A 12895-nucleotide genomic window follows, 5' to 3' on the forward strand; every position below is an offset into this window, starting at 1 on the left:
GCGTTTCGTGGTTATGGGTCCCGGCCTTCGCCGGGACGACTCGCGGAAAGATATCGCGTAACGGCTAATGCTTCCCCGGCCCCATATACCCGAACAAAAACCCCGCCACTTTCCGCATCTGGATCTCCTCACTGCCCTCCGTGATGCGATACCTCCGATGATGCCGGTAGATATGCTCGAACGGCTTGTGGCGTGAGTAGCCCATGCCGCCGTGGACCTGCATGGCGCGGTCGGCGGATTCGCAGCAGAGGCGGTTTGCCCAGTAGTTGCACATCGAGACGCGGTCGGAGAGCGTGCGCTCGATCTGCTCCTCGGTGAGCTTGTCCATCTCCCAGGCGGTCTTGCGGATCAACAGGCGCAGCATCTCGGCCTGGGTCGCAAGCTCGACCAGCGGGAACTGGATCGCCTGGTTCTCGGCAAGCGCCTTGCCGAACGGCTTTCGCTCCCGCGCATATTTGACGCTCTCGTTGATGCAATAGACGGCGGCACCGAGCGAGCTCGCCGCCTGGCGGATGCGGTTCTGGTGGACAAAACACTGTGCCAGCGACAGGCCGCGGCCGACTTCGCCGAACAGCGCATCCTCAGGCACGAATACGTCGGTGAAACTGACGCGCGGGTGATCGGTCGGCATGTTGAAGGTCCACATGTACTCCTCGACCTTGACGCCGTGGCTCTTGGCCGGCACCAGGAAGCAGGTGATGCCGCGCGCATCGCCGTCGTTGCCCGAGGTGCGCGCGAACAGTGCGCAATGCGTGGCGACGTGCATACCCGTCGTCCACATCTTCTCGCCGTTGATGATCCAGCCCTTGACGTTGTCGCGGGTCGCCGGCACCGCGCGCGTCTCCATGTGGGTGGCGTCCGAGCCGTGGTTCGGCTCGGTCAAACCAAAGGTGATGCGGTATTTGCCCTTGATCGAGCCGTCGATCATCGCCTTCTGGTCGTCGCGGCCGTAGCGGTCGAGCATGGTGACGACCGGGAAATTGCCGACAATGGAATGCTCGTTCTGGAGGTCGTTGTGCAGGCCAAGGCCCTTGGCGGCAAAATGCTCACGGATCACCGCCATCCAGAGATTGGAGCCGTCCTTGCCGCCATATTGTTTCGGCACCGGAAAGCGGAGGTGACCGGCGGCGTCCGCGAGATCCTTGGCCTTGCGCAGCAGGCCCTCCCACTCGTGACGCGGCAGGCCGCCGTTCTCGAAATCGGTGCGCGCCCATTCGCGGCGATGATCGAAGAAGCGGATGTTGTCGTCGACCGCCTCCAGCGGCTTGATCTCGCGTTCGATGAAACGGTCGAGCTCTCCGAGATAGGCGACGAGATCGGCAGGCAATGAGAAATCCACGGCTCTCTCCCGGACTGATTTTTCGTTTTGCGTTAAGGCGCTAACCGCGCTTCTTGCTTCGCGCGATTAAGGTGAGAAGAGCGCGCGCAAGTCAAGCAAGCCGAGGCGTGCCGGCTGCGCAAGGCGCGCCCGCGCAATTCGATGGTGCTCCAGCGCTTGCGCGCGCTAGTATGACAGCAATATTCCTTCACGAGAAAATGCGGGAGCGCGCAATGGAGCTGAAATTCTCAAAGGTCGAACGCAAGGGGCCGATCACCATCGTCACGCTGTCACGGCCCGAGGTCTACAACGCGCTRCACACCGACGCGCATTTCGAGCTCAACAAGGTGTTTGACGATTTCTCCGCCGACCCCGAGCAGTGGATCGCGATCGTCACAGGTAGCGGCGACAAGGCGTTCTGCGCCGGCAACGATCTGAAGTGGCAGGCGGCGGGGGGAAAGCGCGGCTGGGACAAGGGCGGCTTTGCCGGCCTCACCTCGCGATTCGACTGCGACAAGCCGATCATCGCCGCCGTGAACGGCGTCGCGATGGGCGGTGGTTTCGAGATCGCGCTCGCCTGCGACCTGATCATCGCCTCGGAAAACGCCACCTTCGCCCTGCCCGAGCCGCGCGTCGGGCTCGCCGCGCTCGCCGGCGGCCTGCACCGGCTGCCGCGGCAGATCGGGCTCAAGCGCGCCATGGGCATGATCCTCACCGCGCGCCATGTCAGCGCCAAGGAGGGGCTCGAGCTCGGCTTCGTCAACGAGGTGGTGCCGCAGGGCGAGGCGCTGACGGCGGCGCTACGCTGGGCGGAGCTGATCACCAAGAACTCGCCGATGTCGATCCGGGCGTCGAAGCAGACCATCCAGAAGGGCCTTGCCGTCTCGCTGGAGCAGGCGATCGAGGAGCAGCGGGAATATCCGGCGGTGAAGGCGATGGTGGCCTCGCAGGACTACGTCGAGGGCCCGAAGGCGTTTTCCGAGAAGCGGCCGCCGAAATGGCTGGGGAAGTAGGGCTGTCTCCGCAGCGCACCGCGACGTGTTGTGCGCAACGACTCTTTCCTCGAGTCGTCCCGGCGAAGGCCGGGACCCATAGCCACAGGGAGACGTTTKGCGAAGACTCGTCGTTCGGAACGACGACTTCGCACGATTGATAGATCACGCGGTATGGGCTCCGTCACCGAGCCGTCGATCCCAAGCAGCGCGCGCAGCCTCTCGACCTCCTTGGCATCGCTCCCCTCCTCCAGCGTCAACTGCCGCGTCACCAGGTCGAGCATATTGATGGCGACGCGGAGCTTGAAGGCCTGGTGGCCAGAGATCAGCGGCGCGATGTCATTGCGGAGGAAATCGGCGACCGATTTGGTCAGCTCGGTTGGTGTCGGTTCGTCCTGCATGTGTCACCTCCCCCGCGGCGCGAGCAGCCGCAGCAGATCGATCTCGGTTTCGGAAGCGCGGCGGCCGATCATGGCGCGCTCCATGGAATGATCCGGGCCCTCGCGAAAGCGCTGCATCATGCCGCCGCACATGATGCCCCAGCGTAGCGTGCCCATTACTTCCCAGAATTTGACGCGCGCGGGATCGACTTTTCGGCCTGCCGCTTCGTAACCGGCGAACAACTCCTCGCGCGAGCCAAAACCGCCGACGGGCTTGTCGATCTCGCCGAACCGCCAGGAGTTGACGCAGACCCAGCCGAGATCCTCCATGGGGTCGCCGAGATGGGCGAGCTCCCAGTCAAGCACCGCGCGCACGCCATCGGCACCGATGATGAGATTGCCGTTGCGGAAATCGCCATGCACCAGCGTTTCCTCGGCGGATGGGCCAGGATCATGGTCGCGCAGCCAGCGCAGCGCCAGCTCGAACACCGGCTTGGGCCAGTTCAGGCTGCGATAGTCGCGCTCGAATTCGCCGATCTCCTTCGTCGCGGTCATGCGGCGAAGCTCGGGCAGTTTCGCCAGCGGCAGCCTGTGCAGGCCGGCCAGCACGCCGCCGATCTGCCGCGCGAGAAGCGGCCGCGCCGCCGCGAACGCGTCATCGCGAAGAATCTTGCGGGCGATGGTCTCGCCTTCCACCCGCTGCATGATGAAGCCGGTGCCAAGATCCTCGTCAGCCGTCAGCACATGCATGACGCGCGGCGACGGTACGCCGGCCTCATAGGCAAGCTGCATCAATTGCGCTTCGGCGTCGAGGCCCGCCGCGCGCGTCGGCGCTGCGCCATAGCCCTTGGGCGAACGGCGCAGGATCGCGCCGATCGGCCCGTCGGGGTGCACGATGTCGAATCGCCAGGTTTCCTGACTGGCGCCGCCCGACAGCTTTGCGGCGCCGGTCGCGCCGGTCGCTCCCGGGCACCAGCGTACGACGCTGCGCGAAAGCTCCGCCTCGATCATTTGCCCTTGAACTGCGCCGGCCGCTTCTCGAGGAACGCACCGACCCCCTCGCGAAAATCCTGCGTATCGCCGGCACGGAGCTGGCTCTGGAACTCGAGATTGAGTTGGTCCTCGAACGAGTTTTCGGTACTGTCCCAGTAGAGCTTGCGGATCAGCGACAGCGCCACCGTCGGGCCGCTCGCGAGATCACGCGCAAGCTTCATCGCCTCCTCCATCAGCAAGCCGTCATCGTAGACGCGGTTGACGAGGCCCCATTCCAGGGCCTTCTCGGCCGGCAGGCGCTCGCCCATCAACGACAATTCGAGCGAGCGTGCCCGGCCGACGAGGCGCGGCAAGAGCCAGGTCGAGCCGCAATCCGGCACGAGGCCGATGCGGCGGAAGGCCTGGAGAAAGTAAGAGGATCGCGCGCATAAAATCATGTCGCCGAGTAGCGCGAAGCTCATGCCCGCGCCCGCGGCGGGGCCGTTGACCGCGGTGACGATCGGGCAGTGCAGATTGCGGATGCGGCGCAGGAAAGGATGAAAGCCGGTCTCGAGCGTCAGGCCGGCCTTGGTCTTCTTCGACTGATTGTTGCGGCCCTGCAGATTCGCGCCGGTGCAGAACGCGCGGCCCGCGCCTGTCAGCACGACGCAGCGCACCTCGTCCTTCTTCTCCTCGATCGCATCGAGCGCGTCAGCCAGGCCGCCCAGCATGTCCATGGAGACCGCGTTCATCACCTCCTGATGGTCGAGCTTGAGGATCGCGACCGAACCATCGAAATCGAGCGTGACGTGTTTGAACTGCATGGTTTCCTCGTCGGTTGCGGCCGGCCTCAGTTTCGCAGACCGGAATTGGTTTTTGCCGGGGCGCATATTTGATTTTTGGCGCGGTCTTGTCCATGGTGATCGCAGCATAGCAAGCAATCTTGCGCGCAGCGGCTGATGCGCCTCATGCCAATAAACGGGAAACGCGCCATGAACCTCTTCGACCTCTCGGGCCGCGTCGCCGTGATCACCGGCGGCAATGGCGGTATCGGGCTCGGCATCGCGCAGGCGCTCGCCGGCCAGGGCTGCAACGTCTCGATCTGGGGCCGCAATCCTGACAAGAACAAGGCTGCTGCCGCGAGCATGGCKGGCCTCTCCGGCAAGGTCGATACCCGAATCWGCGACGTCACCGATCCGGCTTCGGTCGACGCCGCGATGAAGGCAACGCTCGACATGTTCGGCCGCGTCGACGGCTGCTTTGCCAATGCCGGCATCGGCGGCGGCGGCCGGCGCTCATTCATCGAACGCACCGAAGAGGAATGGCGTTTGATGTTTGCGACCAATCTCGACGGCGTGTTTCACGCGTTCCAGGCCGCGGCCAGGCACATGACCGACCGCGCCAATGCCGGCGATCCCTTCGGCCGGCTGGTCGCGACCTCGAGCCTCGCCTCGATCTTCGGCACCGCGCGCAACGAGCATTATGCCGCGACCAAGGCCGCGATCAACGCGCTGGTGCGCGCGCTCGGCGTCGAGCTGGCGCGCCACGGCGTCACCGCCAACGCCATCCTGCCCGGCTGGATCAAGAGCGACATGACCGCCGGCCTCATGGCCAACGACAAATTCGTCGCCAATGTGATGCCGCGGATACCGATGCGGCGTTTCGGCGAAGCCGGTGATTTCGGCGGCATCGCGGTGTACCTGATGAGCAAGGCGTCGTCCTATCACACGGCGGATACGTTCGTGATCGACGGCGGCTATACCGCGTTCTGATTTCTTACGTAGCCCGGATGGAGCGAAGCGTAATCCGGGACCGGCGTAACTTGAGGCAAAGACCCCGGATTTCGCGACGCTCCATCCGGGCTACAAACTCTGAGGGCAAGGGCAAATGTTTTCACACATCATGATCGRCACCAACGACCTCGACAAGGCCAAGGCGTTCTACGACCAGCTGCTCGGCACGCTCGAGGTGCGGCCGGCCAGGGTCGACGGCCACCGCATCTTCTACATCACCAAGACCGGCGTGTTCTCGGTGACGAAGCCGATCAACGGCGAGCCGGCAACATGCGCGAATGGCGGCACCATCGGCTTCGCCGCCAACTCGCCTGAGCAGGTCGACAAGTGGCACGCCGCCGGTGTCGCCGCCGGCGGAACGCCGATCGAGAATCCGCCCGGCATCCGCGAGGGCGCGGGGAATAAGCTCTATATCGCTTATTTGCGCGACCTCGACGGCAACAAGATCTGCGCGATGCATCGGATGGCGGCGTGATCTAGCCGCAACCACCGGCGTCATGCCCCGGCTTGACCGGGGCATCCAGTACGCCGCGGCTTCTCGATTCAATCACATCCGTCACGGAGTACTGGATCGCCCGCCCCAGTGCGCAAGTGCGCACAAGGCGGGCGATGACAGCGGAGATTGCCGCGCGGGCACACCGAACCTTCGGCACCGTTCAAACAACATTTCAAACGCTCTCGCGATATTCCATCGCATGGCATGGCTCGCCTGAAAAAATGCGCGCTCGCGCTTTGGTCGCGCTGCGACTATTCTCGCCGCCAGCACGCATCAAATGAAACGGGAGGAACAATGAAACACACCTACATTCCCCGCACCACCAACTATACCCTCAATCCCGGCGACGAGCTCAATGACCTGCGCATGTCGGACCAGGTCCGGCCGCTCTACGATCACGTCAAGAAGTTCATCCGCGACACCGTCGAGCCGATGTCGATCGAGTTCGCCAAGGCCGGCGAGAGCAAGGAAGACCGCTGGAGCTTTACCCCGAAGCAACTCGAGGTGCTGGAGAAGGCCAAGAACAAGGCCAAGCAGGAAGGCCTCTGGAACTTCTTCCTGCCCGATGACGAGACCGGCCAGGGCCTGAAGAACCTCGACTACGCCTATATCGCCTCCGAGCTCGGCAAGAGCCCGCTCGCCTCCGAGAGCATGAACTGCTCGGCGCCCGATACCGGCAACATGGAGGTGCTGGAGCGCGTCGGCACCAAGGAGCAGAAGGAGAAGTGGCTGAAGCCGCTGCTCAACGGCGAAATCCGCTCGGCCTATGTCATGACCGAGCCGAACGTCGCCTCGTCCGACGCCAAGAACATCTCGACCTCGGCAAAACTCGTCGGCGACGAATGGGTCATCAACGGCGAGAAGTACTACATCTCCGGCCTTGGCGATCCCCGCTGCAAGATCCTCATCGTGATGGTGAAGACCAATCCGGACGCGGCGCCGAGCAAGCAGCAGTCGCAGATCCTGGTGCCGCGCGACACGCCCGGCGTCGAGGTGCTCGGACCCATGTACGTGTTCGGCCAGGACCACGCGCCGCGCGGCCACATGCACATGCGCTTCAACAATGTGCGGGTGCCGAAGGAGAACATCCTGCTGGGCGAGGGCCGCGGCTTCGAGATCTCGCAGCTCCGCCTCGGCCCCGGCCGCATCCATCACTGCATGCGCACCATCGGCAAGGCCGAGAAGGCGCTCGATCTGATGGTGCAGCGTGGGCTGACCCGCGAAGCCTTCGGCAAGAAGATCGCTCATCTTGGCGGCAACATGCAGATCATCGCGCAAGCGCGCTGCGAGATCGAGGCGATGCGGCTGATGGTGCTGAAGGCCGCCAAGGCGATGGACGTGCTCGGCAACAAGGAGGCCCGGGTCTGGGTCTCCATGGTCAAGGCCATGGTGCCCGAGCGCGCCTGCAAGATCATCGACCAGGCGATCCAGATGCACGGCGCCACCGGCATCTCGCACTGGACCCCGCTCGCGGAGATGTATCAGGACGTGCGACATTTGCGCTTTGCGGACGGTCCGGACGAGGTGCACTGGATGGTGGTCGGGCGGCACGAGCTGAGCATGGCGTGACTTCTTCTGTTTCCCCTCTTCCCGCTTGCGGGGAGAGGGTCAGGGTGAGGGGGAGTCTCCACAAGGACGGTGACAGTGGACTCGCGGAGAGTCCCCCTCACCCGCCGCGCGTTCCGCGCGTCGGCCTCTCCCCGCAGGCGGGGAGAGGCGAAGAAAGCAACGGAGCATCCATGGACTACACCGCCAGCGAGCTGACGCCGCGCGAGCGCTACAAGGTGCTGACATCGTTCGTGCTGCCACGGCCGATCGCGTGGGTGACGTCGGTCGGCCCGAGCGGGGTGGTCAACGCGGCGCCGTTCAGCTTCTTCAACGTGTTCTGCGAGGATCCGCCGCTGTGCATGATCGCAGTGAACCGGAAGCCGAACGGCGAGGAGAAGGACACGCTCGCAAACATCCAGCGGACCGGCGAATTCGTGGTCAACATCGCCGACGAGCCGCTGGCGCGCGCGATGCACGAGAGCAGCGGCGACTTTCCGCCCGAGATCGGCGAGCCCGGCTATCTCGGCTTGAGGCTCGCGCCGTCGAAGATGGTCGCCGTGCCGCGGCTTGCCGACACGCCCTGGGCGATGGAGTGCAGGACCTGGAAGACGATCGACGTCAACGGCGACCGCCAGCTCATCATGGGCGARGGCATCCACTTCTACATCCGCGATGAGCTGTGGGACCCCAAGGCGATGCGGGTGCATATGGACCGCTATCACCCGATCGGCCGCATGTTCGCCGACCGATACTGCCGCACCGACGATCGTGTGGTGTTTCCGGCGGCGGGGGGAGCGAAGAAATCGTAGGGCGGATTAGCGCAAGCGTAATCCGCCGAATTCTTGCAACGAGATGGTGGATTACGCCTTCGGCTAATCCACCCTACGCACCTACGTCGCAGGTGCGAGCTTGTCCTGCGTCCTTGTCTCGAAATCGCTGGCGTCGTGGCGCTCATGGAGCTGGCTGGCGGGATCGCCGGAAACGCGGTTGACCATGCGGCCGCGCTTGACGGCGGGACGCTTGGCGATCTGGTCGGTCCAGCGCTGCACGTTCTTGTAGTCCTGCACCGACAAAAATTCGCCGGCGCCATAGACCAGCCCCTTGGCGAGCGCGCCGTACCAGGGCCACACCGCGATGTCGGCGATGCTGTACTCGCTGCCGGCGAGATATTCGTTGTCGGCGAGCCGCCGGTCGAGCACGTCGAGCTGGCGCTTGGTCTCCATCGCGAAGCGGTCGATGGCGTATTCGATCTTGCTCGGCGCATAGGCGTAGAAATGGCCGAAGCCGCCACCGAGATAGGGCGCGCTGCCCATCTGCCAGAACAGCCAGGACATGGCTTCGGTGCGGGTCTTGATGTCCTTCGGCAGGAAGGCGCCGAACTTCTCGGCAAGGTAGAACAGGATCGAGCCGGATTCGAACACCCGGATCGGCTCGGGGCCGGAGCGGTCCATCAGGGCCGGGATTTTCGAGTTGGGGTTGATGTCGACAAAACCGCTGCCGAACTGGTCGCCGTTGCCGATCCTGATCAGCCAGGCGTCGTATTCGGCACCCTTGTGGCCGAGCGCCAGAAGCTCCTCCAGCATCACCGTGACCTTCACCCCGTTCGGCGTCGCCAGCGAATAGAGCTGGAAGGGATGCTTGCCGACCGGCAGCTCCTTGTCGTGGGTGGGGCCGGCGATCGGGCGGTTGATGCTGGCGAACTGCCCGCCATTCTCCTTGTTCCAGGTCCAGACTTTGGGCGGCACGTAGGTGGGGGCGTCGGTCATGCGGGGGGCTCCGGCGGAAAGATGCGCCTGCATTAATTAGCCCGGGAATGGCCGATGACAAGCCCTGCCGGCTCTGCGTCCGGCGCGGGCCTCAGGCCATTGTCATGCAGCCTTGACCTTGCCGAGGAAGTCCTGGACCAGCGAGCGCATCTGATCGGCCTCGCGCGACAGCGACGTGGCCGCGGACAGCATCTCCTGCGCGGCGCCGCCGCCGGATCGCGCCGACTGGCTCACCCCTTCGATGTTCCGGGTCACCGTGCCGGTGCCGGCGGAGGCCTGCTCGGCGCTGCGGGCGATGGCCTGCGTTGCCGCGCCCTGCTCTTCCACCGCGGAGGCGACCGTGGTGGAGATCTGGCTGATCTCCTGGATGGTGCTGCCGATCGCGGTGATCGCGTCGACCGCCTGCGCGGTCGCCTGCTGCACCGAAGCGATCTGCTGGCCGATCTCGTCGGTCGCCCGCGAGGTCTGGGCCGCCAGGCTCTTGACCTCATTGGCGACGACGGCAAAGCCACGGCCGGCWTCGCCGGCCCGCGCGGCCTCGATGGTCGCATTCAGCGCGAGCAGGTTGGTCTGGCTGGCGATCTGGTTGATCAGGTCGATGACCTCGCCGATGCGGCGCGCCGCCTGCTGCAGGCCGCCGACGATATCGTTGGTGCGGTTGGCCTGATCCACTGCCTTGTGGCTGACCTGCGAGGCGAGCGCAACCTGCCGGGAAATCTCGTGGATCGAGGACGTCAGCTCCTCGGCGGCGGAGGCAACCGTCTGCACGTTGGCCGAGGCCTGCTGCGCGGCCGCAGCCACCGTCATGGCCTGCTCGCCGGTCTGGCCGACGGTCGACGACAGGCCGCCTGCGGTTGCCTGCATGCGGCCCGCGGCATCGGCCACACCGCCGATGGCGGAGCTTGCCGCCGCGTCGAACGCCTGCGCCAGCCCCATGATGTAGGCGGCATGCCGCTCCTTCGCCTGCCGCTCCTCTTCCTGACGCGCGCGCATCTGATCGGCGGCGATCATGCCCTCCTTGAAGACAAGCACCGCGCGGGCCATGGCGCCGACCTCGTCGCGCCGCGCCGTGGCCGGCACCTCGGTCGTGGTGTCGTTCTGGGCGAGCCGCCCCATCGCCTTGTCCAGCGCGAGCAGCGGCTTGCCGATGGCCGAACGCAGCACGAAGCCGGCCGCGGCCGCGAGTGCCATCGTGACCAGCAGCACGACCCCGATGACAGCGCGGGCGTTGTCGTAGGTCCATTCCGCCGTGGCGACGGAACGGCCGGCGCCGTCGGTGTTGACCTTCACCAGCTTGTCGGCGTCCTCGAGCAGCTCACGAAACTGGTTTCTGCCCGCGAAGAAGCTTTCGCGGGCACCCTCGGGATTGCTGCCCAGCATGTCCAGAGCCTTGTCCGACTCCAGGAAGGTGGCGTAGTGCCCGCTTAGGCGCTTCAGCGCCGCCTGCTCCTCCGGCGAGGTGACGAACGCCTCGTAGGATTTGAGGCTGTCGGTCACGGCCTGCTCGATCTTGCGCAGGGTCTGGCGGATCTCCTCGCGATCGCCCTCCTTGGCCATCAGCACGGAGAGCTGGTTGGTCCTGATACGGGCGATCTGGTATTGCAGGCCCCTCGCCTTGTCGACGCTCGGAAGCCAGTTGCCGGACAGTTCGCGCGCCGCGCCGTGCAGGTCGGACAGCGATTTCAGCGCGAAGCCGCCGAGCACGACCACCAGCAGCACGACCGCCGAAAATGTGAGCAGCAGCTTGCGCCCAACAGACATGTTGTTGAACCAAGCCATCGCACTCTCCATTCCAGATAGTCATTCCGCGCCTGCGCGCGTTCGTTGTAGTGGAGGTGGCTTACCGAACAATTACAGTTCGCCGGATCGATACGCCGAAATGTTGAGCGCCCGCACACCGGATTGTTTCCGGATGTTTCCGGACTGGGGTCGGCCGCGCCGGCGAGCTAGCGCGTCACCATCCTGCGCGGCTGCGTTACGGCTTCCATCACGAACCCCTCGTATCCCTTCGCCGCAACCTCGTCGCAAATCCGCCGATAGACGCCGACGCCGCCGATATACGGCATGAAGATGCGCGGCTTGCCGGGGATGTTGGCACCCATGTACCAGGAATTGGCCTGCGGATAGAGCGTGCCGTGGGCGACCTCGTTGACATGGGCAACCCATTTCTCCTCGGCCTCGCGGCCCGCCTCCATCGTCGCAAGCCCGTGCTTGCGCATATGGGCGAGGCCATCGGCGATCCAGTCGACATGCTGCTCGATCGACACGATCATGTTCGACAGCACCGACGGGCTGCCGGGCCCGGTGATGATGAAGAGGTTGGGAAAGCCGGCGCTCATCAGGCCGAGATAGGTCTTGGGGCCTTCGGCCCATTTCTGGTTCAGCGTCTGCCCGTTGCGGCCGCGAATGTCGATCCTGGCGACCGATCCGGTCATGGCGTCGAAGCCCGTCGCCAGCACCAGCGCGTCGACCTCGTGATCGGTGCCTGCGACACGCACGGCGTTCGCAGTGATCTCCTCGATCGGATTGGTCTTGATATCGACCAATGAGACATTCGGCCGGTTGAAGGTCGCGAAGTAATCGGTGTCGATGCAGATGCGCTTGGTGCCGATCGGATGGCTGTCCGGCTGGAGCAGCTTTGCGGTATCAGGGTTTTTGACGATCTCGGCGATCTTGCCGCGCACGAAGTTTGCCGCGGTGTCGTTCGCGGTGCGGTCGAGACCGAGATTGTTGTAGACATACATGAAGGTGAGACCGCCGCGCTCCCAGCGCGCCGAATATTTGCCATGCCTGATGTCGTCGCCATCGTCGAGCGCGCCGCGATCGGGCGGCTCGGCATAGATGCCGTTGCGCGCGACTTCGCGGGCGAAGCGCCGGACTTCCGGATAGTTCTTGCGGAACGCCTCGCGCTCCTCCTCGGTCAGCACGGCATTGCGGGCGGGGACCGAAAAGTTCGCGGTGCGCTGGAAGACGGTGAGATGCTTTGCCTGCTCGGCAATGATGGGCGCCGACTGGATGCCGGACGATCCGGTGCCGATCAGGCCAACGCGCAGGCCCGTGAAGTCGACCGGCTCATGCGGCCAGTTGCCGGTGTGGTAGACAGGGCCTTCGAAATTCTCGAGACCCCTGATGTCGAGCTTGCGCGCGTTCGACAGGCAGCCGGTGGCGAGCACGACGAATTTGGCTTCGACTGTCTTGCCGTCGGAGGTCGTCACCGACCAGGTGTTGGTGCGTTCGTCGAACGCGGCGCGCTCGACGCGGGTGTCGAACCGGATGTCGCGGCGCAGATCGAAACGGTCGGCGACGTGGTTGGCGTATTTCAAGATCTCTGCTTGCGGCGCGTAGCGCTCGCTCCAGTCCCATTCCTGCTGGAGCTCTTCCGAGAACGAGTAGGAGTACTGCATGCTCTCGACGTCGCAGCGCGCGCCGGGATAGCGATTCCAGTACCAGGTGCCGCCGACGCCACTGCCCTGCTCATAGACGCGCGCCGAGAAACCGAGCCCGCGCAGGCGATGCAGCATGTACATGCCGGCAAAGCCCGCGCCGACGACGACCACGTCACAGGCTTCCGCGGTTTGACCCGGGCTCGATTGCGCTGGCGACATCGGTTGACACTCCCTGGTCGTTTTC

At 64.8% G+C, this 12895-nt stretch carries 12 protein-coding genes; 5 read left to right on the forward strand and 7 right to left on the reverse strand.

The features are described 5' to 3' along the window. Window positions 1-64: 64 nt before the first annotated feature. Complete coding sequence (locus tag ACXJL8_RS21985) at window positions 65-1339, reverse strand: acyl-CoA dehydrogenase family protein (RefSeq protein WP_456685568.1); 1275 nt, start codon at window positions 1337-1339, stop codon at window positions 65-67. A 212-nt stretch (window positions 1340-1551) separates the two neighbouring features. On the opposite strand from ACXJL8_RS21985, the gene ACXJL8_RS21990 reads away from it, so the two are divergent. After that, entirely contained in the window at window positions 1552-2331 is a 780-nt protein-coding gene (locus tag ACXJL8_RS21990) for an enoyl-CoA hydratase-related protein (protein ID WP_456619217.1), read from the forward strand. Here the strand turns inward: ACXJL8_RS21990 and ACXJL8_RS21995 are convergent. Genes ACXJL8_RS21995 through ACXJL8_RS22005 form a run of 3 tightly spaced genes read right to left on the reverse strand, consistent with a single transcriptional unit; the run spans window position 2271 to window position 4486 of the window. Then, window positions 2271-2711 carry a DUF6285 domain-containing protein gene (locus ACXJL8_RS21995; protein ID WP_456685569.1) on the reverse strand — a complete coding sequence of 147 codons (441 nt, stop codon included), beginning with the start codon at window positions 2709-2711 and terminating at the stop codon, window positions 2271-2273. The genes ACXJL8_RS21990 and ACXJL8_RS21995 overlap by 61 nt on opposite strands. A gap of 3 nt (window positions 2712-2714) precedes the next feature. After that, complete coding sequence (locus ACXJL8_RS22000; RefSeq protein ID WP_456619219.1) at window positions 2715-3701, reverse strand: phosphotransferase family protein; 987 nt, start codon at window positions 3699-3701, stop codon at window positions 2715-2717. Then, window positions 3698-4486, reverse strand: coding sequence for an enoyl-CoA hydratase/isomerase (locus ACXJL8_RS22005; RefSeq protein ID WP_456619220.1), 789 nt, complete (start codon window positions 4484-4486; stop codon window positions 3698-3700). The genes ACXJL8_RS22000 and ACXJL8_RS22005 overlap by 4 nt, the downstream gene beginning before the upstream one ends. 168 nt (window positions 4487-4654) lie before the next feature. On the opposite strand from ACXJL8_RS22005, the gene ACXJL8_RS22010 reads away from it, so the two are divergent. The 4 genes from ACXJL8_RS22010 (at window position 4655) to ACXJL8_RS22025 (ending at window position 8308) form a co-directional block, all read left to right on the forward strand. Next, on the forward strand, window positions 4655-5434 hold the full coding sequence (locus ACXJL8_RS22010) for an SDR family NAD(P)-dependent oxidoreductase (RefSeq protein WP_456685570.1): 780 nt from the start codon (window positions 4655-4657) through the stop codon (window positions 5432-5434). Between the two features lie 115 nt (window positions 5435-5549). Beyond that, window positions 5550-5930: a VOC family protein gene (locus tag ACXJL8_RS22015; RefSeq protein WP_456685571.1), complete on the forward strand. Its 381-nt coding sequence runs from the start codon at window positions 5550-5552 to the stop codon at window positions 5928-5930. A gap of 315 nt (window positions 5931-6245) precedes the next feature. Further along, window positions 6246-7520 (forward strand): acyl-CoA dehydrogenase family protein, encoded by a 1275-nt coding sequence (locus ACXJL8_RS22020; protein ID WP_456619223.1) that lies wholly within the window; start codon window positions 6246-6248, stop codon window positions 7518-7520. A gap of 170 nt (window positions 7521-7690) precedes the next feature. Further along, window positions 7691-8308, forward strand: a complete 618-nt coding sequence (locus tag ACXJL8_RS22025) for a flavin reductase family protein (RefSeq protein ID WP_456619224.1) — start codon at window positions 7691-7693, stop codon at window positions 8306-8308. Between the two features lie 81 nt (window positions 8309-8389). On the opposite strand, the gene yghU is transcribed toward ACXJL8_RS22025, so the two are convergent. From yghU to ACXJL8_RS22040, 3 genes are all read right to left on the reverse strand, one after another. After that, on the reverse strand, window positions 8390-9265 hold the full coding sequence (yghU, locus tag ACXJL8_RS22030) for a glutathione-dependent disulfide-bond oxidoreductase (RefSeq protein ID WP_456619225.1): 876 nt from the start codon (window positions 9263-9265) through the stop codon (window positions 8390-8392). A gap of 102 nt (window positions 9266-9367) precedes the next feature. Next, window positions 9368-11044, reverse strand: a complete 1677-nt coding sequence (locus tag ACXJL8_RS22035) for a methyl-accepting chemotaxis protein (protein ID WP_456685572.1) — start codon at window positions 11042-11044, stop codon at window positions 9368-9370. A gap of 167 nt (window positions 11045-11211) precedes the next feature. Continuing rightward, a complete protein-coding gene (locus ACXJL8_RS22040) occupies window positions 11212-12870 on the reverse strand; it encodes a flavin-containing monooxygenase (RefSeq protein ID WP_456619227.1) in 1659 nt (552 codons plus the stop codon). Window positions 12871-12895 lie beyond the last annotated feature (25 nt).

It is taken from the genome of Bradyrhizobium sp. P5_C11_2 (assembly GCF_054049755.1).

Excerpts from the sequence above, each read along its gene's own strand:
- ACXJL8_RS22005 (WP_456619220.1), bottom strand. The coding sequence starts at position 4,486 with ATGCAGTTCAAACACGTCACGCTCGATTTCGATGGTTCGGTCGCGATC.
- ACXJL8_RS22000 (WP_456619219.1), bottom strand. The coding sequence starts at position 3,701 with ATGATCGAGGCGGAGCTTTCGCGCAGCGTCGTACGCTGGTGCCCGGGA.
- yghU (WP_456619225.1), bottom strand. The coding sequence starts at position 9,265 with ATGACCGACGCCCCCACCTACGTGCCGCCCAAAGTCTGGACCTGGAAC.
- ACXJL8_RS22040 (WP_456619227.1), bottom strand. The coding sequence starts at position 12,870 with ATGTCGCCAGCGCAATCGAGCCCGGGTCAAACCGCGGAAGCCTGTGAC.
- ACXJL8_RS22020 (WP_456619223.1), top strand. The coding sequence starts at position 6,246 with ATGAAACACACCTACATTCCCCGCACCACCAACTATACCCTCAATCCC.